The following is a 22,990-nucleotide window of genomic DNA, read 5'->3' on the forward strand; positions in this document are numbered from 1 at the left end:
CCCTCGATGCGGCGCTGGCTGGTCCGCCGAACACCCCTCATGACCAGGGGGTTTGGCGGTACACTAGTGATAGTGAGCGCGGCCATGTCCGGCAGTACGCCGGACATGTGACGTACCTCGGTGGTGCCGCAGGGGAGCGCTTGAGAGGCGAGCTGGCCGCAGTTCTTCATGATCTGCTCGTATGGGCCAACGACGCCCGAAAAGCCGCCGGGGATCCTCTTGAAAATCATGGGGAAGACACGGCATGACGACCTCAAGCAACAACTCTCCTGAAAGCAATCCGCCTGCTCCAGCGCTGGCAAGCCGGGCACTGCCATCTCAGCCGTCGGCGACCTCACCCCGCTCGGGACTCTCAGACCTGGCCGTCTCTCCTTTCGGTATGCCCACCGCCTTGCTCCGCGGCGAGGTCCGCGTGGCCTGGGTCGGGCGGACCTCCACAGAAGAACAGCAGGACCCGCGGCAGTCGCTCATCCGCCAGTTGGAGCGGAGCAAGTCGGCACTGCCCGCGGCCTGGGCGATCGTCTGTCACTTCTATGACGTCGAGTCAGGCCGCATGGAACTCGCTGCCCGCGGCCGCGGCACGCACTACGAGCGGTTCGACATCCCCATCGCGAGGGACGGCGGGATCACCGATCTGCTGGCCGAAGCCGCCCACCCCAACCGGCGATTCGACGTCGTGATCTGCGAGAGCACCTCGCGTGTCGCCCGGCGGATGTTCGAGAACCTCTCCGTCGAACGAGAGCTGGAACGGGCCGGTGTGGCGTTGTTCGCCTGGAACGAGCCCATCAAGCTCGACGGCGGTCGGGCGCAGCAGATCCTTCAGCGCCGTATCAACCAGTCCGTCGCCGAGTACGAGGTGTTCAACTCCCTGGAAACCTCCTGGGGCGGTCTGTGCACCCATGTGCGCGAGGGTTGGAACATCGGCAAGCCCCCACACGGGTACTGCGCCAAGCACTACCGGCACCCCAATCCCGTAAAGGCCGCGCGCGGAGCGACCAAGTCGCGCCTGGAGCCCGACGGCGTTGACGCCGAGACCGTCACTCAGATCGCCCACTGGCGCTACTACGAGCGCCTCGGCTACGCCACCATCGTCGACCGCCTCAACGCCGATCCCGACAGGTACCCGCCACCAGTCCCGCCCGGTGGTGCCTCCAAGGCGCGTGGTGCATGGAGCAAGTCGGCGGTGCGGGAAATCCTGTGCAACCCGAAGTACACGGGCTACCAGGTCTTCAACCGTCGCGCTCGTCGAAGCCGGAGTGGCGCCCACAACGACCCGGCACTGTGGGTGTGGTCCCCGGAACCAGTGCATGAGCCGCTGATCCCGAAGTGGATGTACGACGAACTCGGCGACCGGCGGCAGGCCAAACGCGGCTCCCGGGACGGCAACGCCCCCAACATCCATCCGCAGACACGCCGCACATACGTCCTGCGCGGCATGCTGCTGCATGCCTGCGACCGGCGGATGTTCGGCAAGCACCGCGACGGCATCACCTACTACAGCTGCCAGCCGCAGGCCAACAACCGAGGACGTCCCGACGCCTACGCCGGCCATCCCAAGACCGTCTACCTGCGCGAGGACGCCATCCTCGAAGCGATCTCCGCATTCCTCTCGGACCGAGTCTTCGGGGTGGAGCGGCGAGAGTTGCTCGCGGCGGAACTCGCCTCCGTCGACGACCGAGCAGCGAGACGACGGGAAGCCGATCGAGACCAGTTGCAGCGCACTCTCGACGGACTCTCGCGTCGTCAGGAGAACATCCTCCGCCAGGCCGAGACCGGCGATCCCGACGACCCTTTCGCCAAGGGGTTGCGCGAGAGCTACAACCGGCTGGAGGTCGAGCGGAAGTCAGCCCTCGTCGCCCTCGCAGAACTGGACGCGGACGCCGACGCAGGGCCGGCCCGGCCGACCCAGGAGGACGTGGAACTACTGGACGAGCTGCCTTACCTCGCCCTCAACCTCGTCCACGCTCCGGAGAAGCTTCTGAGACGACTGTTCGAGGTGGTCCAGCTCACGATCCGTCTGCACTACGACCCGACCGAGGCGACGATCACTATCACGTTGCCCGCCGACATGCTGCCCAAGATCGCCTGTACGGCTGAAAGGATGCCGATGACGAAGCCGGTTGCTCTGCAGACGCGAGCCCGGCGATCCGTTGTGCGAAGAGCAGGTACAGATGCAGTTGGCGCCCCCGGCAGGACTCGAACCTGCGGCCAAGCGCTTAGAAGGCGCCTGCTCTATCCACTGAGCTACGGGGGCCGGGTGTGGTGGCCTCTGTCTTGGGGTGCCCGGGTGTGGGCCGTTCCGTGACGTTGCCGGGGACAAGGATAGGGCTCCCGCGTCCTTGTCCCTGTTGCTTCGCCTCCGTGGCTCGATGTGGAGGTTCAGTGAAGCGGTCCTGATAATCGCAGGCAGGTACGAATCGTGCATCGCTTTTCCGCCCTCGCGCACCGGGTGTTGTGCACTCGTTATGCCTGGACTGTGCCTGCGTCCCAGTCATCCCTTTCGTCCCTCGGGTTCTGTCGGCGCGCAGACATGCTCATATGCTTCAGAATTCCCCTAAAATTGGGCATTCTTCACATGTGGTGACCTTGGACGTACGGCCTCAGCTGCTCGACGCACTCTCCGCCCTGCGCGACCGTGTCGCCGCCGCACGCTTCCCGCTGCCCCTGGCGGGGGCCCCACGCGCGCGTGCCAATCGCGACGAACTGCTCGCCCAGCTCGACGACTATCTGGTGCCCCGGCTGAGGGACCCCGAAGCGCCGCTGCTGGCCGTCGTGGGCGGTTCCACCGGCGCCGGCAAGTCGACCCTCGTCAACTCCCTTGTGGGACGCCGGGTGAGCGAGGCGGGCGTGCTGCGGCCGACCACCCGGACCCCGGTGCTGGTCTGCCACCCGGAGGACCATCACTGGTTCAGCGGGATGCGCGTCCTGCCCGACCTCACGCGCGTGTGGGTGCCCCACCGGGAAGCGGGGGACGAACTCCTGCTCCCCGGCGAGAACCCCGCGCGCGTGCTGCGCATCGAGACCGCCGACACCCTCCCGCCCGGCCTCGCGCTCCTCGACGCGCCCGACATCGACTCCCTGGTCGCCGACAACCGTGTCCTCGCCGCCGAGCTGATCTGCGCGGCCGACGTCTGGATCATGGTCACCACGGCCGCCCGCTACGCCGACGCCGTCCCCTGGCACCTCCTGCGCACCGCCAAGGAGTACAACGCCACGCTGGTGACCGTCCTCGACCGGGTGCCGCACCAGGTCGTCTCCGAGGTCTCACGGCAGTACGGCGCCCTGCTGACCAAGGCGGGCCTCGGCGAGGTGCCCCGGTTCACCGTGCCGGAGCTGCCCGAATCGGCCTGGGGCGGCGGACTGCTGCCGGCCACCGCGGTCGCACCGCTGCGGACCTGGCTCGTCCACCAGGTGCAGGACCCAGCGGCCCGGCAGCACACCGTCGCCCGTACGGCCCACGGCGTCCTCGCCTCCCTCAAGTCCCGGATGCCCGAGCTGGCCAGTGCCGCCGCCGCCCAGTACGCGGCCGCGCTGCGGCTCACCACCGCCGTCGAGGTGGCGTACGACAGCGAGTACGCGCGCGTGCGGGGGCGGCTCCAGGCGGGTGCCGTGCTCGCCGGTGACGCCCTCAAGCGCTGGCGGGCCTTCCCCCTCGACTGCACCGCCGGCGAGCTCCTGGACGCCCTGGTGGAGAGCCTCGGGGCCCTCCTGCTGTGCTCGGTCACCGCCGCCGACGAGCGGGTCGCCGAGGCCTGGCGGCGCGAACCGGCGGCCGCGGCACCGGAGCTGACCGACCGTGATCCGACCCCGGAGAGCGCCGAGCACCGGATCGGGATGGCGGTACGGCGGTGGCGGCGGGAGCTGGAGGAGTACGCCGAGGAGGAGGTCCGGGGCCTCGACCGAGGTGTCGCGCCCGACCCCGAGACCGTGGCCGCCCTCGTCGCCACCGCGCTGCTGGGCGGGCGCCGGGCCCGGGTCGCCGGTGAGGGGCTCGCCGAGCGGATCGGCGCCCGCGGTGCGCTGCGGCTGCGGGACCGGGGTGGACGGCTGCTCGCCGAGCACCTCGACCGGGTCGTGCACACCGAACGCGAGCGCCGGCTCGCCCCGCTCGACGCCCTCGAAGTGCACCCCGAGCCCCAGGCCGAGCTCATCGCCGCGCTGTCCGTACTGCAGAAGGAGAGGTGACCGATGACCGCCGTCACGGATCAGGACCACACGGAGCGGGCGGAGGACGCCGTATCGGAGGACGAGGAGGAGACGACGGTGGTGGCCGGGGAGGCGACGCCGGAGGCCGCGGCGGAATCCGGGACCGGGGGCTCGGCGGGCACGGGGGGCGAGGAGGAGCACGCGCGCGTGGAGGAGCACGCGCGCGCGGAGGCCGGGGACGGGCCTGAGGAGGGCGGGCGTGAGGGTGGCGGTGCCGGGGCGGGAGAAGGGCGTCCGGGGGACGGAACCACGCGCGTGAAGGACGGACACGCGCGTGGGGAGGACGGGCGAACGGGTGTGGACAAGGGCTCGGGCCGTGCGCGGGCGCGGGCGGGGCGCGTGGGTGACGAGCCCGGGCGGGCGCGCGCGAGGTCGGGGCAGGCCGGGGAGGCGTCCCGTGCCGGGCAGGAGCGCGAGAAGCCACGGCGCGGGCGTGAGGACGGTCGGGGCGGGCGCGAGGAGGGGCGGCACACGCGCGAGGAACGGCGGCGCGGGCGCGAGGACGGTCGGCACGCGCCTGAGGGCGGTGGGCGCCCGCGCGAGGACGAGCGGCGCGCGCGTACCGCGGGAAGTCGCGTGGGTGGGCAGGACGGGAGTGGTTCTCCGGGGGCGGTCGACGGCGGTGCGGGCGGTGACGGTGACAGCGGTGGGGCCTGGGACGACGGGCTCATCGCGCGGCGGGTCAGCGCCGAGAGCGAGCAGGTCGCCGTCGTGGAGGCCCGGGGGCACAACGCGCCGCCCGCCGCCCCGCTGGCGTACGACGGCTCGCTGCGCTCCCGGCTGGACGCGCTGCGGGAGCTGATCGGGCTCTCGCGGACCCGGCTCGACAGCCGGACGCTCGCCGAGGCCGGCCAGGTCCTGGACGAGGCGGCCGCCCGGCGCAGGCTCTCCGGGCAGCACACCGTCGTCGCCATCGCCGGCGCGACGGGCAGCGGAAAGTCGCAGCTGTTCAACTCGCTCGCGGGGGTGGCCATCTCGGAGACCGGCGTGCGCCGGCCCACCACCGCCGCGCCGATCGCGTGCAGTTGGAGCGACGGCTCGGCCAGTCTCATCGAACGGCTCGGCATCCCGCCCCGGCTGCGGCGGCGCCCGCTCCAGAGCGCCGAGGCGGAGGCGCAGTTGCGCGGGCTCGTCCTGGTCGACCTGCCCGACCACGACTCGGCCGCCGTCCAGCACCGCGAGCACGTGGACCGGATCCTGGCGCTCGTCGACGCCGTCATCTGGGTCGTCGACCCGGAGAAGTACGCCGACGCGATGCTGCACGAGCGCTATCTGCGGCCCATGGCGGGCCACGCGGAGGTCATGTTCATCGTCCTCAACCAGATCGACCGGCTGCCCGGGGAGGCCGCCGAACAGGTCCTCGACGACCTGCGGCGGCTGCTGGACGAGGACGGGATCGCGCTCGGGGAGTACGGCGAACCGGGCGCCACCGTGCTCGCGCTGTCCGCGCTCACCGGGGACGGTGTCGGTGAACTGCGGGAGTCGCTCGGCCAGTTCGTCACCGAGCGCGGGGCTCCAGCGCGGCGGATCGCGGCCGACGTGGACGCGGCCGCGTGGCGCCTGCGGCCCGTCTACGCGACCGGGCGGCGCACCGGCCTGAGCGAGGAGGCGCGCGACGACTTCGCCGCCCGGCTCGCGGACGCGGTCGGCGCCACCGCGGCGGGCGAGGCCGCCGAACGCGCGTGGCTGCGCAACGCCAACCGCGCGTGCGGCACGCCCTGGCTGCGGCTGTGGCGCTGGTACCACGACCGGTGCGAACCTCCCACGGGACGGCTGCCGTTGCGCGCCCAGGCCGACGAGGAGGCCACCGCGCGGCAACGGGTCGAGCAGGCCGTACGGACGCTCGCCGACCGCGCCTCGGCGGGACTGCCCGCGCCCTGGGCGCAGGCGGTGCGCGAGGCGGCCGTACGGGGCTCCCAGGGGCTGTCCGAGGCGCTGGACGAGCTGACGGCCCGGGCCGGGCTGCCGCCGGGCAGGCCGCCGCGTCCGGGCTGGTGGCCGGCGGCCGTGCTGGCGCAGGCTTCCATGACGCTGCTTCAGATCGTCGGCGGGGCCTGGCTGGTGGGTCAGATCGTCGGGGTCATGGCGCCGAACCTGGGGGTTCCGGTGCTGCTGATGGTGCTGGGCATCGTCGGCGGCCCGCTCGTGGAGTGGAGCTGCCGGATGGCGGCGCGGGGGCCCGCGCGACGGTACGGCGTGGAGGCGGAGCGGCGGTTGCGGGAGGCGGCCGCCGGGTGCGGGCGGGCCCGGGTGCTGGATCCGGTGGCGGCGGAGCTGCTGCGGTACCGGGAGGTGCGGGAGCAGTACGGGAGGGTCGTCGGGGTGGGGTGAGGGTGCAGCGGGTTCCGTGGTGGACCGGATTCTGTGGTGGACCGGGTTCTGTGGTGGACCGGGTCCCTCGTTCGGGTGGTGGGGTTTTCCACAACCCGTGGACGGTCCACAGGGCGCAGCGGGCTCGGCCCGGCGGAGGCAGTCTGGCTTCGCGGCGATCGCGGTGACGCGGTCGCCGTGCAGACGGCAACAGCCGTACGGGACGGGCCCGTACGCATGTCCGGGAGGGTTTTCCGCGATGAACGAGACGATGATCTGCGCGGTGGGCAACGTGGCGACACAGCCGGTGTACCGCGAGTTGGCGACCGGCGCGTCGGTGCGGTTCCGGCTGGCGGCGACCGCGCGCTATCTGGACCGCGAGAAGAACGAGTGGACGGACGGACACACCAACTTCTTCACGGTGTGGGCCAATCGCCAGCTGGCCACGAACGTGTCGGGGTCCGTCAACGTGGGCGATCCGGTGGTCGTCCAGGGCCGGTTGAAGGTGCGGTCGGAGGTCCGCGAGGGGCAGCCGTCCTGGACCTCGGCCGACATCGATGCGGTGGCGATCGGCCACGACCTCGCACGCGGCACCTCGGCCTTCCGGCGCACCCAGCGGGCGGAGGGCGCGGGGGCGGGTGCGTCCGCGCAGCCGGAGCCCGCCTGGGAGACACCGCCTGCCGAGAGCGAGGACCAGCGGGAGGCCGTCGCGGTGACGTGAGGCCCGGCGGGCGCCGCAGCAGCGCGCACGGCGCCGGCTCCGACCGACGTCACGGGGCCGGCTCTGACCGAAGTGCGGCTTATCGGCGAATGCGTTCCGGATGCTTCCGGTCGACTTGTCGATAAGCCCTGCCGGTGAAAGGTCCTGGCGATAACGATTCCGAGTCGGATCGATCTTCCGACCGCATCCCCGGGAAGAGCGGTGCGGCCGCGTCCCTAGGATGCCGAACACAGCTCTCGGGGCTACTGATTCTGCTGGTGGGACCGCCACCCCGCTCGTCAACGGGTCCTGCTCGAAGGGGAATTCCGTGTTTTCTGCGTTCTCTGCGCTGTCCGTGCGCGGACGGGGAGCGGCTCGCCTCGCGGCCGCCACGTTCGTCTCCGGCCTGCTCGCGGCCGGTATGGCGATGGCCGCCGCCGGTACGGCCGCCGCGGACGGGACGGCGCAGAACCAGAGAGGGGCGACCGCGACCATAGGGGGTCTGAAGACCTACGGCGAAGCGGTGATACACGACACCAACGGTGATCTCCAGGTGCCCGCCGGGCTGTTCGAGATGTCCGTCGAGGGCGGCGGCACCCTGCAGACCTACTGCGTCGACCTCTACAACCCGACGCAGAAGGACGCCAAGTACCACGAGACCGACTGGAGCGGGACCTCGCTGGGTGCCAACAAGAACGCGGGGAAGATCCTCTGGATCCTCCAGAACTCCTACCCCCAGGTGAACGACCTCGCGGCGCTCGCCGCCGAGGCCGGGGTCACCGCGGGACTGACCGAGCAGGACGCGGCGGCCGGGACCCAGGTGGCCATCTGGCGGTACTCGGACGCGGCGGCCGTGGACGCCCTCGACCCGCAGGCCGAGAAGCTCGCGGACTACCTGGAGAAGAGCGCCCGTGACCTCACCGAGCCGGCCGCCTCGCTGACGCTCGACCCGCCCGCCGTCTCCGGCCACCCCGGCGAGCTGCTCGGCCCGGTGACGGTGCACACCAACGCGGCCGGTACGACGGTCACGCCGCCGGCCGACGCGGCCACCAGCGGGGTGCGGATCGTCGGCAAGGACGGCAAGCCGGTCACCTCCGCGAGCAACGGCAGCGAGCTCTACTTCGACGTCCCCGAGGACGCGGCGGCGGGCGCGGCCGACCTCACCGTGCAGGCCTCCACCACCGTGCCGGTCGGCCGGGCCTTCGCCTCGGAGAGCCGCAGCCAGACGCAGATCCTGGCCGGTTCCAGCGAGTCGACGGTCTCGGCGACGGCGAGCGCGACCTGGGCGAAGCAGGGCGCCGTACCGGCCCTGTCGGCGGCCCGGAACTGCGCCAAGGGCGGCCTGGACATCACCGCGACGAACCAGGGCGACGAGGAGTTCGGGTTCGAGCTCATGGGCACGGAGTACGCCATCGCGGCCGGCGAGACCCGCACGGTGACGGTCCCGCTCCAGGAGGACCAGGCGTACGACTTCACCATCAAGGGCCCCGACGGTCTCGCGGAGCGCTTCACCGGAGTCCTGGACTGCCGCACCCGCAGCAGTGACAGGGGGACCACCACCCAGACCCTCAGCGAGCCGAGCCCCGCCACGGTGGCCGCGCCCTCCGCGGACGTCAACCTCGCCGAGACCGGCGGCTCCGCCACGACGCCGCTGATCGCCGGTACCGCGATCGGGCTGGTCGTGATCGGGGGAGCCTTCCTGGTGCACACGGGCAGGAAGCAGAACCGGACGCACGACTGACCCCGGCGCGGGGGCGCGGGCAGAATGGCCCTCATGACGAAGTCAACCGCTTCAGCGGCGCGTCACACGTCCTCGGAGTCCGTGCTGTCCCTGTGGTCGCAGGACTCGGTGCTGTCGATCGGCTCGGTGGGCTCGGTGCTGTCCATCGGTTCCGTCGGCTCGGCCCTGTCGATCGGCTCGATCGGCAGTGCCCTGTCCGTCGGCTCGATCGGTTCGGCCCTGTCCCTGATCTCCACGGGGTCCTGGCTGAGCAAGGGGTCGCTGTTCTCGGCGCAGTCGAGCTGGTCGGTGCTGTCCTGGCGCGGTGACCGGGCGCTGCTGCGGTCCGCGGGGGCGGCCGGAGCGGTCGCCGTGGGTGCCGCCGTATGGCTGGCCGTGCGCGGCAGCTCAGAGGGCTAGCGGCGTCAGCGGCCGGTGCCGTTCAGGAGGTCGGCGTAGCCGCGGGCCTGGGCGGAGGCGTTGCGGTGCCAGTCGGACTGGGTGCGGTGCTCCTCGGCCAGGGAGGGCTCGGCGGTGACGAGCTGGTCGTAGACGCCGGCGATCTCGTCGTGCACGTCCGCGATGGCGAGCCGGTTGGCGCGCACGGCGTCCGCGTGGCCGCGGTGGGCGTCGATGGCATGGGGATCGGCGCTGATGGGGGCGTTGGCCGGGCCGCGGGCGTGCAGGGCGCCGTACTCGTCGTTGAGCCTCGTGGCCCGTGCGTCCAGTTCCGTGCGCCGGGTGTGCAGGGCGGAGCCGCGGACGCGCAGGCTGGCCTCGTAGGCGTGCGAGCCGGGAAAGCGGACGGCGTCCAGGCCCGAGGTGACGGCGTGCGGCCGGTCGGGGCGCAGCCGGGCGTACCGGTCGTCGGCCTCGGCGGCCACGTCGAGCGTCCTCAGGTGCGGGGGCAGGGCGCTGCGTCCGATGGCCGCCCAGGCGTGCACGTCGCCGTACCACTTCTCGTGGGCGGACTGCCGGGTGACGCCGGCGACCTCGCCGATCTCGGCCCAGGTGGTCCCCCGCTCCCGCTCGGCGACCACGGCCTCCCGCACCACGTCCTCGACCCGGCGCTGCAACCGCAGTGCCACCCGCAACAGCTCTCCGGGCTCGGGGTCCGGCACGACGGGCACGGCGTCGAGAGCCGCGTCGGCGAGCTGCCGGAGCGTGAGGGCGAGCGCGACGCGGGACTCGTCGCGCGGGGAGAGACGGTGGAGCTCGGGGCCGGCTGGGGCGGAGGAGGCGTCCGGGGCGTCGGGCATGGCGTCAGGCTATCCCTGACAGTGATCACGAAGGGCACTGTTCTTCCAGATGCTCCCGGCCCTGCGCCCGGCCCTGCGCCTGGCCCTGCTCCCGGCCCCGTGACGGCCCGCGATGGGCATGTCCCCGACAGGGCGACCGAAACCCCAGGTCACAGCCCCCCGACCAAACGGGTTACCACCCGAGGGTGGACCTCAGGCAAGATGGGGTGTATCTGCCCACTGCCAGATTTCAAGCTGCCGGACGGTTTCTCTTGGCTGAGTACATCTACACCATGCGCAAGACGCGCAAGGCAATCGGCGACAAGGTCATCCTTGACGACGTCTCGCTGAACTTCCTGCCCGGCGCGAAGATCGGTGTGGTCGGCCCGAACGGAGCCGGTAAGTCGACCATTCTGAAGATCATGGCGGGGCTGGACCAGCCGTCGAACGGTGACGCGTTCCTCGCGCCCGGCTACACCGTGGGCATCCTCCTCCAGGAGCCGCCGCTCAACGAGGAGAAGACCGTCCTGGAGAACGTCCAGGAGGGTGTCGCCGAGGTCAAGGGCAAGCTCGACCGGTTCAACGAGATCGCCGAGCTCATGGCGACCGACTACAGCGACGCCCTGCTCGACGAGATGGGCAAGCTCCAGGAGGAGCTCGACCACGCCAACGCGTGGGACCTCGACGCCCAGCTGGAGCAGGCCATGGACGCCCTGGGCTGCCCGCCCGGCGACTGGGCCGTCACCAACCTCTCCGGTGGTGAGAAGCGGCGGGTGGCGCTGTGCAAGCTGCTGCTGGAGGCCCCCGACCTGCTGCTCCTCGACGAGCCCACCAACCACCTCGACGCCGAGTCGGTGAACTGGCTGGAGCAGCACCTCGCCAAGTACGAGGGCACCATCGTGGCCGTCACCCACGACCGGTACTTCCTGGACAACGTCGCCGGCTGGATCTGCGAGGTCGACCGCGGCCGCCTGCACGGCTACGAGGGCAACTACTCCAAGTACCTGGAGACCAAGCAGACCCGTCTCAAGGTCGAGGGCCAGAAGGACGCCAAGCGCGCCAAGCGGCTCAAGGAAGAGCTCGAGTGGGTCCGCTCCAACGCCAAGGGGCGGCAGGCCAAGTCCAAGGCCCGTCTCGCGCGCTACGAGGAGATGGCCGCCGAGGCCGACAAGATGCGGAAGCTGGACTTCGAGGAGATCCAGATCCCGCCGGGCCCGCGGCTCGGCAGCATCGTCGTCGAGGTCAACAACCTCAGCAAGGGCTTCGGTGACAAGCTCCTCATCGACGACCTCAGCTTCACCCTGCCGCGCAACGGCATCGTCGGCGTCATCGGCCCCAACGGCGCCGGCAAGACCACCCTCTTCAAGATGATCCAGGGTCTGGAGACCCCGGACTCCGGCTCCATCAAGGTCGGCGAGACCGTCAAGATCTCGTACGTCGACCAGAGCCGCGCCAACATCGACCCGAAGAAGACCCTGTGGGCGGTCGTCTCCGACGAGCTGGACTACATCAACGTGGGCCAGGTCGAGATGCCGAGCCGGGCGTACGTGTCCGCCTTCGGTTTCAAGGGCCCGGACCAGCAGAAGCCCGCCGGTGTCCTCTCCGGCGGTGAGCGCAACCGCCTCAACCTCGCGCTCACCCTCAAGCAGGGCGGCAACCTCCTGCTCCTCGACGAGCCGACCAACGACCTCGACGTCGAGACCCTCGGCTCGCTGGAGAACGCGCTCCTGGAGTTCCCGGGTGCGGCCGTGGTCGTCTCCCACGACCGGTGGTTCCTGGACCGGGTGGCCACGCACATCCTCGCCTACGAGGGTGACTCCAAGTGGTTCTGGTTCGAGGGCAACTTCGAGTCGTACGAGAAGAACAAGATCGAGCGGCTCGGCCCGGACGCCGCGCGTCCGCACCGCGCCACCTACAAGAAGCTGACCCGGGGCTGATCTTGCGGCACATCTACCGCTGCCCGCTGCGCTGGGCGGACATGGACGCGTACGGCCACGTCAACAACGTGGTCTTCCTCCGCTACCTGGAGGAAGCCCGTATCGACTTCCTGTTCCGCCCGGAGAAGGACTTCAAGCAGGGGTCCGTGGTGGCACGCCATGAGATCGACTACAAGCGCCAGCTCGTCCACCGGCACGCGCCCGTGGACATCGAGCTGTGGGTCACCGAGATCCGCGCCGCGTCCTTCACCATCGCCTACGAGGTGAAGGACGACGACGAGGTCTACGTCCGGGCCTCGACGGTGATAGTGCCGTTCGACTTCGAGGCGCAGCGGCCGCGCCGGATCACCGCGGAGGAACGCGAGTTCCTGGAGGGGTACCGGGACGACGACGAGGAGGAGGCCGTCGCCGCATGACGGTGCTCCACCTCGCCGACGAGTCGGAGGCGGCCGACCTCGCCGCCTTCCTCTCCAGGCTGCTCCACTACGACCGCTCGGCCGCGGTGCGCCTCCAGGGGACGGGCACCGCGCTCGCCGTCTTCGGGCGGCCGCCGTCCTTCGAGGTGCTGGCGATCCGGGCGGTACGGCTGGCGAAGCCGTACGAGAACGGGCTCGACGTCACTCTCGACGTGACCGTGTCCGCCGGTGAGCTCCTGGAGTCCGTCGACGAGAGCGCCGGCACGGCGGTCGTGCCGGGGGCGGTGACCGGTCCGCCGTGGGCCGGGGTGCTGCCGCCGCGCGGCGGGTGGCAGCCGGTTGCCGGACTGCCGGGGCCTGATGAGCTGCGTGCGCTGGTCCTCGCCGGGATCGCCGAATTCCGCTCCCGTACGGAGGAGTTGGGGCCCGAGGGTCGTACCCGGGCCGAACTCGACCGGATCGGCCGGGAGATCTGGTCCCGGTCCGTCGCGGACACCGGGCTTCCCGTGCGGGCCGTGCACGCGGCCCAGTCGCTCGGATTCCTGCGGCCCGGCGGGGAGTCGGGGCTCTTCTCCTCTGGAGCGTGGCTACGGCTGCGCACGCCCTACGGCTCGATCGCCGTACGGCAAGGGGGACTTGGGGCGCTTGGCGTCAGCGTGCGCTGATCCGGCCGGGTCGGCGCACGGCTGCGGTCAGCCCTCGCTGTCGTCCGGCCACACCCCGATGTGGTCCGGCTCCAGTTCCAGTGCGACGCGGTCCCGCATGCCGAGTGTCTCGGTGTACTCCTTCGGGAGCTGGAGGCGGCCCGCGCGGTCCAGCATCGCGTACTCCCGCGCCACCAACGTCTCGTGGCCCGTCGTCGCGTCGACCTCGCTGCGCCGCAGGACCTCCGTGGCCGTACGGCCGTCCCTGATGGCCACCGCGCGGCGGACCTCCGAGGCCACGGCCTGGTCGTGGGTGACGATGACGATCGTCGTGCCGAGCTGTTCGTTGGCCGTGCGGAACGCGGCGAAGATCTGTTCCGCGGTGTGCGAGTCGAGTTCGCCGGTCGGTTCGTCGGCCAGCAGGACCGCGGGGTTGTTGGCCAGCGCGACCGCGATCGCCACGCGTTGCTGCTGGCCGCCGGACATCTGGTGGGGGCGGCGGTTGCGGCAGTCGGCGACCTCCAGCAACTCCAGGAGTTCCAGGGCCCGTTCGGTGTGGGCGCGGCGGGAGGTGCGGGCGCCGGAGAGCTGGATGGGCAGGGTGATGTTCTGGGCCGCGGTGAGGTAGGGGAGGAGATTGCGGGAGGTCTGCTGCCAGACGAAGCCGACGGTCTTGCGGCGGTAGGCCAGGCGGTCCTTCGCGGTCATGGTGAGCAGGTCGTGGCCGGCGACCCTGGCCGCGCCGGCGGTGGGGGTGTCGAGGCCGGCGAGGATGTTCATGAGGGTGGACTTGCCGCTGCCGGACGCGCCCACGAGGGCGAGGAGTTCGCCCTCACGCACGAGGAGGTCGAGTCCCTGGAGCGCCTGGACCTCGACGCCGTCCGTGGTGAAGATGCGGACGAGCCGGTCGCAGGTGATCAGGGCGTCGTGGCCGTAGGCGGGCCGGTCGCGGGCGGCGGTCGCCTTCTGCGCCAGGTCCGTGAGGGTGGGGTTCGTGGTCATGGGCCGTCTCCTGGACTGTGGTCCGGCGTCAGGGCTGCACGGGGGCGGACGGGGTCTGCGCCACGGGTCATGGGACGGGCGAGGCCCGCGCCACGGGTCGTCGGATGGGTGGGGCTCGCGCCACGGATCATCAGGTGGGCGGGTCCTGCGCCACGGGTCATGGGGCGGCCGAGGCCTGTGCCACGGGTCGTCGGATGGGTGGGACCCGCGCCACGGATCATCAGGTGGGCGGGTCCTGCGCCACGGGTCATGGGGCGGGCGGGGCCTGCGCCACCGGTCATCGGGCGGGCGAAGCCTGCGCCACCGGTAATCAGGCAGGCGGGGCCCGCACCCCCCGTCACCGCGCAGCCGCGCCCCGCGCCCCCGTTCACCGCCCGTCCCCCGCCCTAAGTTCCGTCACCGACCCCCGCCTCCCCGACCACCACGCCTGGCCGACCCCCACGCCCACCGCCAGCAGCAGCACCGCCAGGGCCGGTATCGCCAGGGACGGCAGGTCCATGCGCAACTTCACCGCGCCCGAGGCTGGTTCGGCCGTGGGGAGGGCCAGGGCGGTCAGGTCGATGCCCGGGGCCAGCAGGCGGATCGTGGCCCAGCCCGTGAGGACGCCGCCGAGCGCGGCCAGGAACGCCTGCGGGAGGGACTCCAGGATCAGCAGGCGCCGGCCCGCCGCCCGGGTGAGGCCCATCGTGCGCAGGCGGGCCAGCAGGGCGGTGCGTTCGGGGGCCGAGCGGAGGAGGGAGAGGAGGAGGGCGAGGACGGCGTATCCGGTGCCGGCCGCCACCGCCGTCGTATAGACGCGTTCCGCGCCGGTCTGGAGGGGGGAGTCGACATAGGCCGTCCGCTCCTCGGACCGCAGGCGCACGGTCGCCGTCTTCGGCGCGGCCTCGCGCAGCGCGGTCCCGTCCAGGTGCTCGCCGGTCAGCAGCAGCCCGGTCGGCCGGGCCGCCGCCGGGCTCAGTGCCGTGCGGTTCACGATCAGGAAGTCCGGGCCCAGCACGGCCGCGGTGCCGTCGAGGACGGCGGCGATGCGGACGGTGAGGGTGCTGCCGTCCGGGAAGGAGACCGGGAAGGGGCGGGTGCCGTACGTCCGGGCGGTGGCCGCGGCCGCCAGGGCCGGGGTCGCGGCGCCGGCGGCCGTGGCCTTCAACTCGCCCTGCGGGAAGGCGCCCACGCCGGTCCGGGTCGACAGGGCCGCGTAGTCGGCGGGGTCCACCCCGACCAGGGGTACTGTCTGTGCCCCGTCGGCCGGCTTCGCCTCGAAGGTGACGCTCAGCGCGGTCACATCGCTCACTCCGGGAGTACGGCGCAGCCGGTCCGGGAGCCCGGACGGCAGCGGCGCCGCCGACTCCACTCGGGCGTCGGCGCCGACCGAGAGGAGCGCCGCGTGGTCGCGGGCCTCCCGCACGCCCGCGAGGACCGAGCCGCCGAAGGCCGCCGTGGTCAGGGCGGTCAGCAGGGCGAGCAGGGGCAGCACGGCGGAGGCCGAGGTGCGGCCCGCCCGGGCCAGCGACAGGTGCGCCACCGCCCCGCGCAGCCGGGCGGCGGGGCGGGCCAGGCCGCGCAGCGGCAGCGGGTACAGGCGGACCAGGACCAGCGCCGCGATCACCCCCAGCAACACCGGGGCCAGGGAGACGAGTTCGCCGGCCGTGCCCGAGGTGCCGCGGCGGCGCAGCGACTCCACCGCACCCGCGGCCAGCACCAGCAGCGTCAGCTCGACGACCGTACGGCGCCGGGACGGCCGTACGGACGCCACGTCCTCGCGGCCGGTGTGCACGCGGACCAGGCGGTGCGCGGCGGCCGCGCGCAGCGGGAGGGCCGCGCAGGTGACGGCGGTGACCGCGACGGCGGCCCAGACGGCGTGAGCGGCGCGGTCCGTGGGGACCGCGAGCAGCGCGGCGGCGAGGCCCAGGGCGCCCGCGGGGACGGCGACGGCCGCCGTCTCGGCGAGGAGCCGGGCCGTGAGACCGCGCAGGGAGGCGCCCCGGGCGCGCAGCAGGGCGAGTTCGCCGCGGCGGCGGTCGGCGGTGAGGCCGCCCGCCATCAGGAGGACGACGGCGGCGACCGTGCCGGTGCCGAACGCGGCGACGGCGACGAGCGGGGCGACGCTCTCGCGGAGCCGGCCGTAGGAGATGAGGACCTCGTCCAGGTCGGTGGTGACCTCGGTGCTGCCGTTCAGCTCCGAGAACTCCAGCGACGGACCGTCGATCTCCCGGCGCACCTCCCGCAGCGCCGGACCGGCCTCCAGGGAGGCGATCGCGGACCGCAGGGCCGGGATGTCGTGGGCCCGCAGGGTCTCCACGTCCGGGGCCAACTGCCAGTACCGCTCCGGCCGTCCGGAGTGGGCGAGCAGGGCGGGCGCGGCGTCCGGGGCGAGCAGCAGGGCGCCGACCCAGTAACTGGCGGTGGACGGCAGGGGTTCGCGGATCAGGGCCGGGGTGCGCAGGATGGTCTTGGTCGACCAGTAGGCGCCCTGCGGATCGCGCGGGCTGACGATGCCCGTGACCCGGACGGTGTAGGTGCCGACGTGCAGCACCGAACCGGCCTTGATGTGCAGGGCCTTGGCCGTCTCGGCACTGACCGCGGCCTCCAACTCGCTCGTCTCGGACGTCACTTGGTCGTCGGCGCGCGGCAACCGCCCCTGGGCGACGGAGGAGTGGGCGGCGAGGCCCGACTGCGCGACCAGCGTCATCCGGGCGGGGTCGCCGGTCGGCCGTGGCAGCCACGGGTCCAGTGCCGGGATGTCCTGGGCGGTGCGCACGCCGTACGCCGACTGGTCCCGGTCGAGGACGAGCGGGCCGGGTATCTGGGCGCGGACCTCGGTGTCGTTCTCGGCCAGCGCGTCCGGGCGCAGCGCGTCCTCGCGCATGCGGGTCGGATCCATCGGCGAGGGCGGCGGGGCGTACACCTCGATGCCGGTCCGGTCCGGGCGGGCCTGCTCGGCGGCCCGGCGCAGCCCGGAGTCCTCGTACCGGTCGACCGCGCGCGGGAAGGCGGCCGCGAGGCACGCCGTCAGCGCGACCAGCACGGCGAGCGCGCACGCGGTACCGGTGGCGGTCCGCAGCCGGGTACGGACCCAGGGCACACTCGTCCCGGAGCCCTCCGGACCGGTCTCGCCCGTCCTGAGCCACCTCATCTCACTCACCCCCCTCACGCAGCGCCCGCGCCGGATCCGCCCGGCGCAGCGCCAGTGCCGCTGTCACCAGGAGCGGGGCGAGGGCCACCGCGGCCAGCAGTACGGCCGCCCGTGCGAGCGGGAGCTGGACCAGGACCGTGGGCACCGGGCGGGTCGCCTCGTCCGTGAGCACGATCAGCGGGATCACCGCCCGGGTCAGCACCACGCCCAGCACGGCCCCCGCCAGCAGTGCCAGCAGCACCAGGACGCTCTGCTCCAGGGCGACCGCCCGGGCCAGCCGCCGACGCGGGGCCCCGAGGGCGCGCAGTACGGCGAACTCCGCGCCCCGCTCCCGCAGCGACCCGGCCGCGCTCACCGCGAACCCGACCGCGGCCAGCGCCGCCGCCACCCCCGCCGCCGCCGTGAACGCGGCCTCGGGGCCCGCGCCGAACGGGTCGTCGCGCAGTTGCTCGGCGAGCTCGTCCCGGACCACGACCTGCGTGGGATCGATGTCGGGCCGGTCCCGCAGCGCCTCGGCGACCCGGTCCGCGCCGCCCCGGCCGGTCGACAGCCACCACTCGGTCGGCTCCAGGCTCTCGCCGTACCGATCCTGCAACTCCCGGTTCACGGACCGCAGATCGAGCAGCAGGGCCCCGCCGTTCTCCGCGGCGGTGGGCAGCTGAGCCACGGAACGCACGATGTGCACCGACAGGTTCTCGCCGCCCAGCGGCACGTCCAGGCTTCCCCCGACGGGGACGGCCGCCGATTCGAGGAACCGCTGTGTGGCCACGGCCGTCACCTCGCCCGACTTCGGCTGCGGGGCCTTCAGCCGGACCGTGAGCACTCCCACGCTCCAGGAGTCGTCGGACGGGATGAAACCGGTGCCGTACGTGACCGTCGACCGCCCGGATCCCGAACTCAGGCGGGGCGGGGCGGGTTTGTTCTTGTCGTCCGGCGTGGAGGTGACTCCCTCGCTCTGCGAGGAAGCCTTCCAGTCGCCGGGCAACGTCAGGTGACGTACCGTCCCGTCGGTGCCCGTGGCCGTCAACTCGTCGACGGTGAAACGGTGTTGCTGGGCGCTGCCGTTCGGGACGGGCACGACCAGCTCCAGGTCGGTGAGGGTCACCGGGACCCCGGGCAGGTGGGCGTCCAGCGCGTGGGCCCGTCCGTCGCCGAGGAGTTGGCCCACCGGGAGCCGGTAGGGGGTGCCGTAGCGGTCCTCCAGGGTGAGAGCGACCTGGACGGCCGTGCTCGGGTCGGAACCGCTCAGGGCCGCCGTCAGCCGGAGCCGGGTCGTGCCCGCGGGCACCCGCACCCCTGCCGTCGCGCCCTTGGGGCCGAGCCCCTGGAGGAACGGCCCGGAGTGCAGGTCGGAACGGATCAGCATCGAGGTGCGCGAGGTGTCCAGCGCCAGCACCGTCGCCACCCGGCTGCCGGACAGCGGGAGTTCGGAGCGGACGGCGGGCGCGATCCGCCGTACGCCCGGGACGGCCGCGTACTCCTCGGTGCGGCCCAGACCCGCGTCGCCCGAGGTCAGGACGCGCACCGGGGCCCCGGCGCGGAAGTCGGCCTGGTCGGACTGCGAACGGTTCCAGGAGGCGCCCTGTCCGATCGCCAGCATGCCCAGCGCCACGGCGAGCACCAGCAGCAGCACCGGGCCTGCGCCGCGCATCGGGCGGCGGGCGATCTGCCAGCCCGCCAGGGCCGCGCTCAGGCCGCGCCCGCCGGCCGCCCGGCGCTCGGCGAGCCGGGCCAGCGGAGGCAGCAGCCGCAGGGTCAGCACGGTCCCGGCGAGCAGCGCCAGCGCGGGCGCCGCCACCAGCAGCGGGTCCACGCCGAGCACCCCGGAGCTGTCGTCGGTCACGGCACCGGAGGTCTGCCGGCTGAGCTGGAAGTACGCCACCCCGGCCACGGCCAGCAGCCCGAGGTCCGCCCCCGCGCGCACCGCACCGGGCAGCGTCCGCACCCGGCCGCGCGCGAACGACGAGGTCAGCGCTGGCAGGGTCACCGCCAGCGCGCACCCGAGCGCGATGCCCGCCGCCACCAGCCACACCCCGAGCCGCCCGTCCCGCGGTAGGTCGAGACGCAGCCCGATCCGGGCCAACGGGCCGCGTCCGGCCAGCAGCCGGGTCAGCGGGCCCGCCAGCAGCGGGGCGCAGACCAGGGCGGGCAGCGCGAGCAGCAGCGCCTCCAGGGCGGCGAGGCCCGCGATCCGCCCGCGGGAGGCGCCGCGGGCCAGCAACAGCCTGCTCTCACCGGTGCGTTCACTGCTCAGCAGCCCCGCCACCAGCAGCAGGGCGCAGCCCGCGAGCAGCACCAGCTGGAGGGCGACGATCAGAAGGGTGGAGCGGGACAGCAGCAGGGAGCGGTCGGTGCGGTCGAGGACCTCGGGCAGGGCGGTCGCCGCGGTCGTGGCGCCGCCGAGGGAGGGCTCCTTGCGCAGGGCCGCGTTCCCGGCGAGGGCCGCCTCGCGCAGCGCGTCGGTGCGCGCGGTCGTCACCGTCGCGAAGTCGGCCGAGGCCAGCCAGCCCGACGCCCCGACGCTCACCGCGCCGTCGGTCAGCACGCCGGGATCGGCGAGCAGGGGGCCGTACGTCGTGAAATCGAGCGTGTTGATGCCCCGCCCGTGCAGGTCGTCGAGGAGCCAGTACGGGTCGTCGGCGCGCACGGGCCGGTACACCCCGGTCACCGTCACCCGCACCGCGGGGCCGCCCAGCCGGTCGGTGACCGTGAAGCGGGCCCCGGGGCGCAGATCGAGGGCGAGCGCGGCGGCCTGCGGGAGCGCCACCTCCACCAGCCCGTCGGCCGGCCGCGGCAACCGCCCCTCGACCAGCCGGACCCGGCTGCCGTCGAGCGCCGCGAACTGGGTGAGATCCGGGTCCCCGGACCGCTCGGCCTCGGGCTGGAGCGACCGCGGCAGCGCGTACGGACCCGACCTGAGCAGCGTCCGCACGGTCACCGGCAGCCCGTCGAAGGTCTGCCGCGCCACTTTTCGTACGGCGGTGTCGGCGGCCTCGCGACGGTCCTCGGGCACGCTCGCCTTGACGACCAGCGCGGTGTCGGCGGCGTTCCGCGGGTCGTTGAGGGAGTGCCGCAGGGCCGCGTCGCCGATCGCGCCCGAGTAGGCGGTCAGGGTCGCCAGGACCGCAGTGGTCAGCAGGACGGTGAGCAGGGCGGCGGCGAGCAGCAGCCGGTGCGCCCGCCCACGCAGGAACACGAAACGTGCGATTCCCCCGAACCCCGTCACGCGGCCCCCCGCCCGTGTTGTGACCTCCGGGCGAGGATGTCAGAGGGGAAGGGTGCGGGTAAGCGCTTGTAGCCCGGACTTGACCCGATTGTGATCGGAATCCGGCGCACGGCGACCGGAATCCGGCAATCAGTGAACGATGGTCACGCAGAGGTGATCAGTCGGCGGTGTTCACCATCGAAGCGGCCGCGTACGTCAGGTAGTCCCACAGCTGCGTCCGATGCGCCTCGGACAGACCGAGCTCGTCGACGGCGACCCGCATGTGCTTGAGCCAGGCGTCGTGCGCCGCGCGGTCCACGGCGAAGGGCGCGTGCCGCATCCGCAGGCGCGGGTGGCCGCGGTTGGCGCTGTAGGTCGTCGGCCCGCCCCAGTACTGCATCAGGAACAGCACGAGCCGCTCCTCGGCCGGTCCGAGGTCCTCCTCGGGGTACATGGGCCGCAGGACCGGGTCCTCGGCGACTCCCTCGTAGAAACGGTGGACGAGGCGGCGGAAGGTCTCCTCCCCGCCGACCTGCTCGTAGAAGGTCTGCGTCTGAAGCGTGCCGCGCCGGATCTCTTTCACGTCATCCATGGTCTCAGACGGGCCGGACGAGGACTCGAGGCTTAGGACCTCCGGTGCCCAGGGTGCAGAGTGGAGGTATGAGCGCGCACGCTCTCGACCGGGACCTCGCCGAACTCGCCGCCTCCGCGCGGGCGGCGCTGGTGCGGGAGATCGACGCGAGCGGGGCCTGGGCCGCCGACCCGGTGTGGCGGGAGGCCTTCGAGGCGGTGCCCCGGCATCTGTTCGTGCCCTACTACTACGTCGGGGTCATGGGCGGCTACGAGCGGCGCTGGGGCGAGAGCCGGGACCCGCGCACCCGGGAGAAGTGGCTGCGGGGGGCCTACGCCGACGTCCCGCTGGCCACCCGGCTGCGCGACGGCGAGCTGGTCTCCTCCAGCAGCCAGCCCTCCCTGATGGCGATGATGCTGACCGAGCTGCGGGTACGGCCCGGCGACCGGGTGCTGGAGATCGGCGCGGGCACCGGCTACAACGCGGCCCTGCTCGCGCACCGGCTCGGCGACGACGACCTCGTCACCACCGTCGACCTGGAACCGGAGATCACCGAGGCGGCGCGCGGACACCTGGCCGCGGCCGGCTATCACCCCGTCGTCGTCACCGGCGACGGAGCACGCGGGGTGCCCGAGCGCGCCCCCTTCGACCGGATCATCGTCACCTGCACCCTGCCGTCGGTCCCGGTCGCCTGGCTCGCCCAGTGCCGCCCGGGCGCACGCATCCTGACCCCGCTCGGCACCGGCCTGATCGCCCTGACCGTCCAGGACGCCGGACACGCCGAGGGACGGTTCCTGCCCACGCCCGCCTACTTCGTGCCCCTGCGCGGCGCGGAGCGGCACGAGAGGGGGTTCGTCGAGCTGGGCGGGGTGCCGCGCCGGGCCCGGGAGAGCGAGCTGTACCGGTTCCTGCTGGCGCTGAGCCGGGACAGCCTCGAACCGCACGAGGCGTACGCGCTGTGGGAACGCGAGGGCGAGCCGAGCCGGGAGCGCTACGGCATCACGGTCGCCGGAGAGCGGGAGTGGGCCTGGCTGGACTCGCCGGAGGGACCGTACGCCTGGCCCCTCCGGTGACGCGGCCGGCTGCTAGCCCCGCCTGATCGTGATCGTGGTCCACGCGCCCACGTGGACCCGGTCGCCGTCCTGCAACGGCACCGGCACGAACGGTGTGATCGGCTCCTCGGCGCCGTTGACCGTGGTGCCGTTCGTGGAGTTCTGGTCGACGACCGCCCACGAGCCGTCCGGCTGCTGGACCAGCACCGCGTGCTGGTGGGAGACGCCGGGGTCCTCCGGCGGCACCGACAGGTCGACGTCGGGGGTGTCGCCGGTGGAGTGCCTGCGGCGGCCGATGGTGACCTGGTTGCCGGTGAGCGTGCGCTGCTGCTCGGGGGAGTACGCGGGCAGGTTCAGGCCCGCGGCCTCGGGGCCGGAGCGCTGCATCATCGCCATGAAGTACTCGCGGTCCGGGCCGATGGTCGCCGTCCAGGTCGCCGGGCCCTGCTGCTGGAAGGGGGGCGCGGGCGGGGCCTGGGTGGAGCCGGGCTGGGGGTAGCCGTAACCGCCGGGGCCGTTGCCGGGTCCGCCCGGACCGCCGCCCGGGCCGCCGGGGGCGGTGGAGGACGGCGGGGAGATGACCCAGTCGTCGGCGCCGCCGCCGAAGGAGGGGCCGCCGGGCTGCGGACGGTTCGTCTCCTGCGGGTAGGAGGGCGGGGCGGAGGCGCCCTGCGCCTGGAAGCCCTGCGGGGCACCGCTGGTGGCGCCGGGGCCGGCCGGCGGGGTGGGGCCGGGGGGGGGGGGGGGGGGGGGGGGGGGGGGGGGGAGTTGTCCTGGCCGCCGTAGATTTCCGCGGCGGTGGCGAGGATGCGGAGGCAGGCGGGGCCGTCCAGGGCTGTGTGGTTGATGGTGAGGA

General features: G+C 73.1%; 15 protein-coding genes, 1 tRNA gene and 1 pseudogene. 10 read left to right on the forward strand and 7 right to left on the reverse strand.

What is annotated here, in order from left to right; genetic code table 11:
* Positions 1-553: 553 nt before the first annotated feature.
* A pseudogene (locus tag ACFULQ_RS11845) lies at positions 554-1,345 on the forward strand (recombinase family protein); the annotation flags it as partial.
* 833 nt (positions 1,346-2,178) lie between these two features.
* Here ACFULQ_RS11845 and ACFULQ_RS11850 read toward each other — a convergent pair.
* A tRNA-Arg gene (locus ACFULQ_RS11850) sits at positions 2,179-2,254 on the reverse strand.
* 323 nt (positions 2,255-2,577) lie between these two features.
* Here ACFULQ_RS11850 and ACFULQ_RS11855 point away from each other — a divergent pair.
* The 5 genes from ACFULQ_RS11855 to ACFULQ_RS11875 all read left to right on the forward strand — a co-directional run bounded on the left by ACFULQ_RS11855 (position 2,578) and on the right by ACFULQ_RS11875 (position 9,356).
* On the forward strand, positions 2,578-4,185 hold the full coding sequence (locus ACFULQ_RS11855) for a dynamin family protein (protein ID WP_383541600.1): 1,608 nt from the start codon (positions 2,578-2,580) through the stop codon (positions 4,183-4,185).
* A gap of 3 nt (positions 4,186-4,188) precedes the next feature.
* Positions 4,189-6,537 carry a GTPase gene (locus ACFULQ_RS11860; RefSeq protein WP_383541603.1) on the forward strand — a complete coding sequence of 783 codons (2,349 nt, stop codon included), beginning with the start codon at positions 4,189-4,191 and terminating at the stop codon, positions 6,535-6,537.
* Positions 6,538-6,775: 238 nt separating this feature from the next.
* A complete protein-coding gene (locus tag ACFULQ_RS11865) occupies positions 6,776-7,237 on the forward strand; it encodes a single-stranded DNA-binding protein (protein ID WP_383541606.1) in 462 nt (153 codons plus the stop codon).
* Between the two features lie 307 nt (positions 7,238-7,544).
* Positions 7,545-8,957 (forward strand): Cys-Gln thioester bond-forming surface protein, encoded by a 1,413-nt coding sequence (locus ACFULQ_RS11870; RefSeq protein WP_383541609.1) that lies wholly within the window; start codon positions 7,545-7,547, stop codon positions 8,955-8,957.
* Positions 8,958-8,990: 33 nt separating this feature from the next.
* A complete protein-coding gene (locus ACFULQ_RS11875; protein ID WP_383541612.1) occupies positions 8,991-9,356 on the forward strand; it encodes a hypothetical protein in 366 nt (121 codons plus the stop codon).
* Positions 9,357-9,361: 5 nt separating this feature from the next.
* Here ACFULQ_RS11875 and ACFULQ_RS11880 read toward each other — a convergent pair whose 3' ends face one another.
* Complete coding sequence (locus ACFULQ_RS11880) at positions 9,362-10,195, reverse strand: hypothetical protein (RefSeq protein ID WP_383541615.1); 834 nt, start codon at positions 10,193-10,195, stop codon at positions 9,362-9,364.
* A gap of 251 nt (positions 10,196-10,446) precedes the next feature.
* Here ACFULQ_RS11880 and ettA point away from each other — a divergent pair, with 251 nt between their 5' ends.
* Genes ettA through ACFULQ_RS11895 form a run of 3 tightly spaced genes read left to right on the forward strand, consistent with a single transcriptional unit; the run spans position 10,447 to position 13,192 of the window.
* A complete protein-coding gene (gene ettA / locus ACFULQ_RS11885; RefSeq protein WP_383541618.1) occupies positions 10,447-12,111 on the forward strand; it encodes an energy-dependent translational throttle protein EttA in 1,665 nt (554 codons plus the stop codon).
* Between the two features lie 2 nt (positions 12,112-12,113).
* Positions 12,114-12,527: an acyl-CoA thioesterase gene (locus ACFULQ_RS11890; RefSeq protein WP_383541620.1), complete on the forward strand. Its 414-nt coding sequence runs from the start codon at positions 12,114-12,116 to the stop codon at positions 12,525-12,527.
* Positions 12,524-13,192, forward strand: a complete 669-nt coding sequence (locus ACFULQ_RS11895; RefSeq protein ID WP_383541622.1) for a hypothetical protein — start codon at positions 12,524-12,526, stop codon at positions 13,190-13,192. The genes ACFULQ_RS11890 and ACFULQ_RS11895 overlap by 4 nt, the downstream gene beginning before the upstream one ends.
* A gap of 27 nt (positions 13,193-13,219) precedes the next feature.
* Here ACFULQ_RS11895 and ACFULQ_RS11900 read toward each other — a convergent pair whose 3' ends face one another.
* From ACFULQ_RS11900 to ACFULQ_RS11915, 4 genes are all read right to left on the reverse strand, one after another.
* The gene (locus tag ACFULQ_RS11900; RefSeq protein WP_383541625.1) at positions 13,220-14,173 is read right to left on the reverse strand and encodes an ABC transporter ATP-binding protein; all 954 of its coding nucleotides are present in this window, start codon (positions 14,171-14,173) and stop codon (positions 13,220-13,222) included.
* Positions 14,174-14,540: 367 nt separating this feature from the next.
* On the reverse strand, positions 14,541-17,306 hold the full coding sequence (locus ACFULQ_RS11905; protein WP_383541628.1) for an FtsX-like permease family protein: 2,766 nt from the start codon (positions 17,304-17,306) through the stop codon (positions 14,541-14,543).
* A 1-nt stretch (position 17,307) separates the two neighbouring features.
* Positions 17,308-20,502, reverse strand: coding sequence for an FtsX-like permease family protein (locus ACFULQ_RS11910; protein ID WP_383541631.1), 3,195 nt, complete (start codon positions 20,500-20,502; stop codon positions 17,308-17,310).
* Positions 20,503-20,689: 187 nt separating this feature from the next.
* Positions 20,690-21,103, reverse strand: a complete 414-nt coding sequence (locus tag ACFULQ_RS11915) for a globin (RefSeq protein ID WP_383541633.1) — start codon at positions 21,101-21,103, stop codon at positions 20,690-20,692.
* Positions 21,104-21,171: 68 nt separating this feature from the next.
* Between ACFULQ_RS11915 and ACFULQ_RS11920 the strand changes: the two genes are divergently transcribed.
* Positions 21,172-22,155, forward strand: coding sequence for a methyltransferase domain-containing protein (locus ACFULQ_RS11920; RefSeq protein WP_383541635.1), 984 nt, complete (start codon positions 21,172-21,174; stop codon positions 22,153-22,155).
* Positions 22,156-22,167: 12 nt separating this feature from the next.
* On the opposite strand, the gene ACFULQ_RS11925 is transcribed toward ACFULQ_RS11920, so the two are convergent.
* The coding region (locus tag ACFULQ_RS11925; RefSeq protein WP_383541638.1) for an FHA domain-containing protein at positions 22,168-22,990 on the reverse strand (823 nt) is incomplete at its 5' end.

The sequence above is a fragment of the Streptomyces sp. NPDC057253 genome (genome assembly GCF_042669125.1).
GTDB lineage: Bacteria > Actinomycetota > Actinomycetes > Streptomycetales > Streptomycetaceae > Streptomyces.

Coding starts and splice junctions, on each gene's coding strand:
- ACFULQ_RS11860 (WP_383541603.1), top strand. CDS start 4,189: ATGACCGCCGTCACGGATCAGGACCACACGGAGCGGGCGGAGGACGCC.
- ACFULQ_RS11865 (WP_383541606.1), top strand. CDS start 6,776: ATGAACGAGACGATGATCTGCGCGGTGGGCAACGTGGCGACACAGCCG.
- ACFULQ_RS11875 (WP_383541612.1), top strand. CDS start 8,991: ATGACGAAGTCAACCGCTTCAGCGGCGCGTCACACGTCCTCGGAGTCC.
- ACFULQ_RS11880 (WP_383541615.1), bottom strand. CDS start 10,195: ATGCCCGACGCCCCGGACGCCTCCTCCGCCCCAGCCGGCCCCGAGCTC.
- ACFULQ_RS11895 (WP_383541622.1), top strand. CDS start 12,524: ATGACGGTGCTCCACCTCGCCGACGAGTCGGAGGCGGCCGACCTCGCC.
- ACFULQ_RS11900 (WP_383541625.1), bottom strand. CDS start 14,173: ATGACCACGAACCCCACCCTCACGGACCTGGCGCAGAAGGCGACCGCC.
- ACFULQ_RS11905 (WP_383541628.1), bottom strand. CDS start 17,306: ATGAGGTGGCTCAGGACGGGCGAGACCGGTCCGGAGGGCTCCGGGACG.
- ACFULQ_RS11915 (WP_383541633.1), bottom strand. CDS start 21,103: ATGGATGACGTGAAAGAGATCCGGCGCGGCACGCTTCAGACGCAGACC.
- ACFULQ_RS11920 (WP_383541635.1), top strand. CDS start 21,172: ATGAGCGCGCACGCTCTCGACCGGGACCTCGCCGAACTCGCCGCCTCC.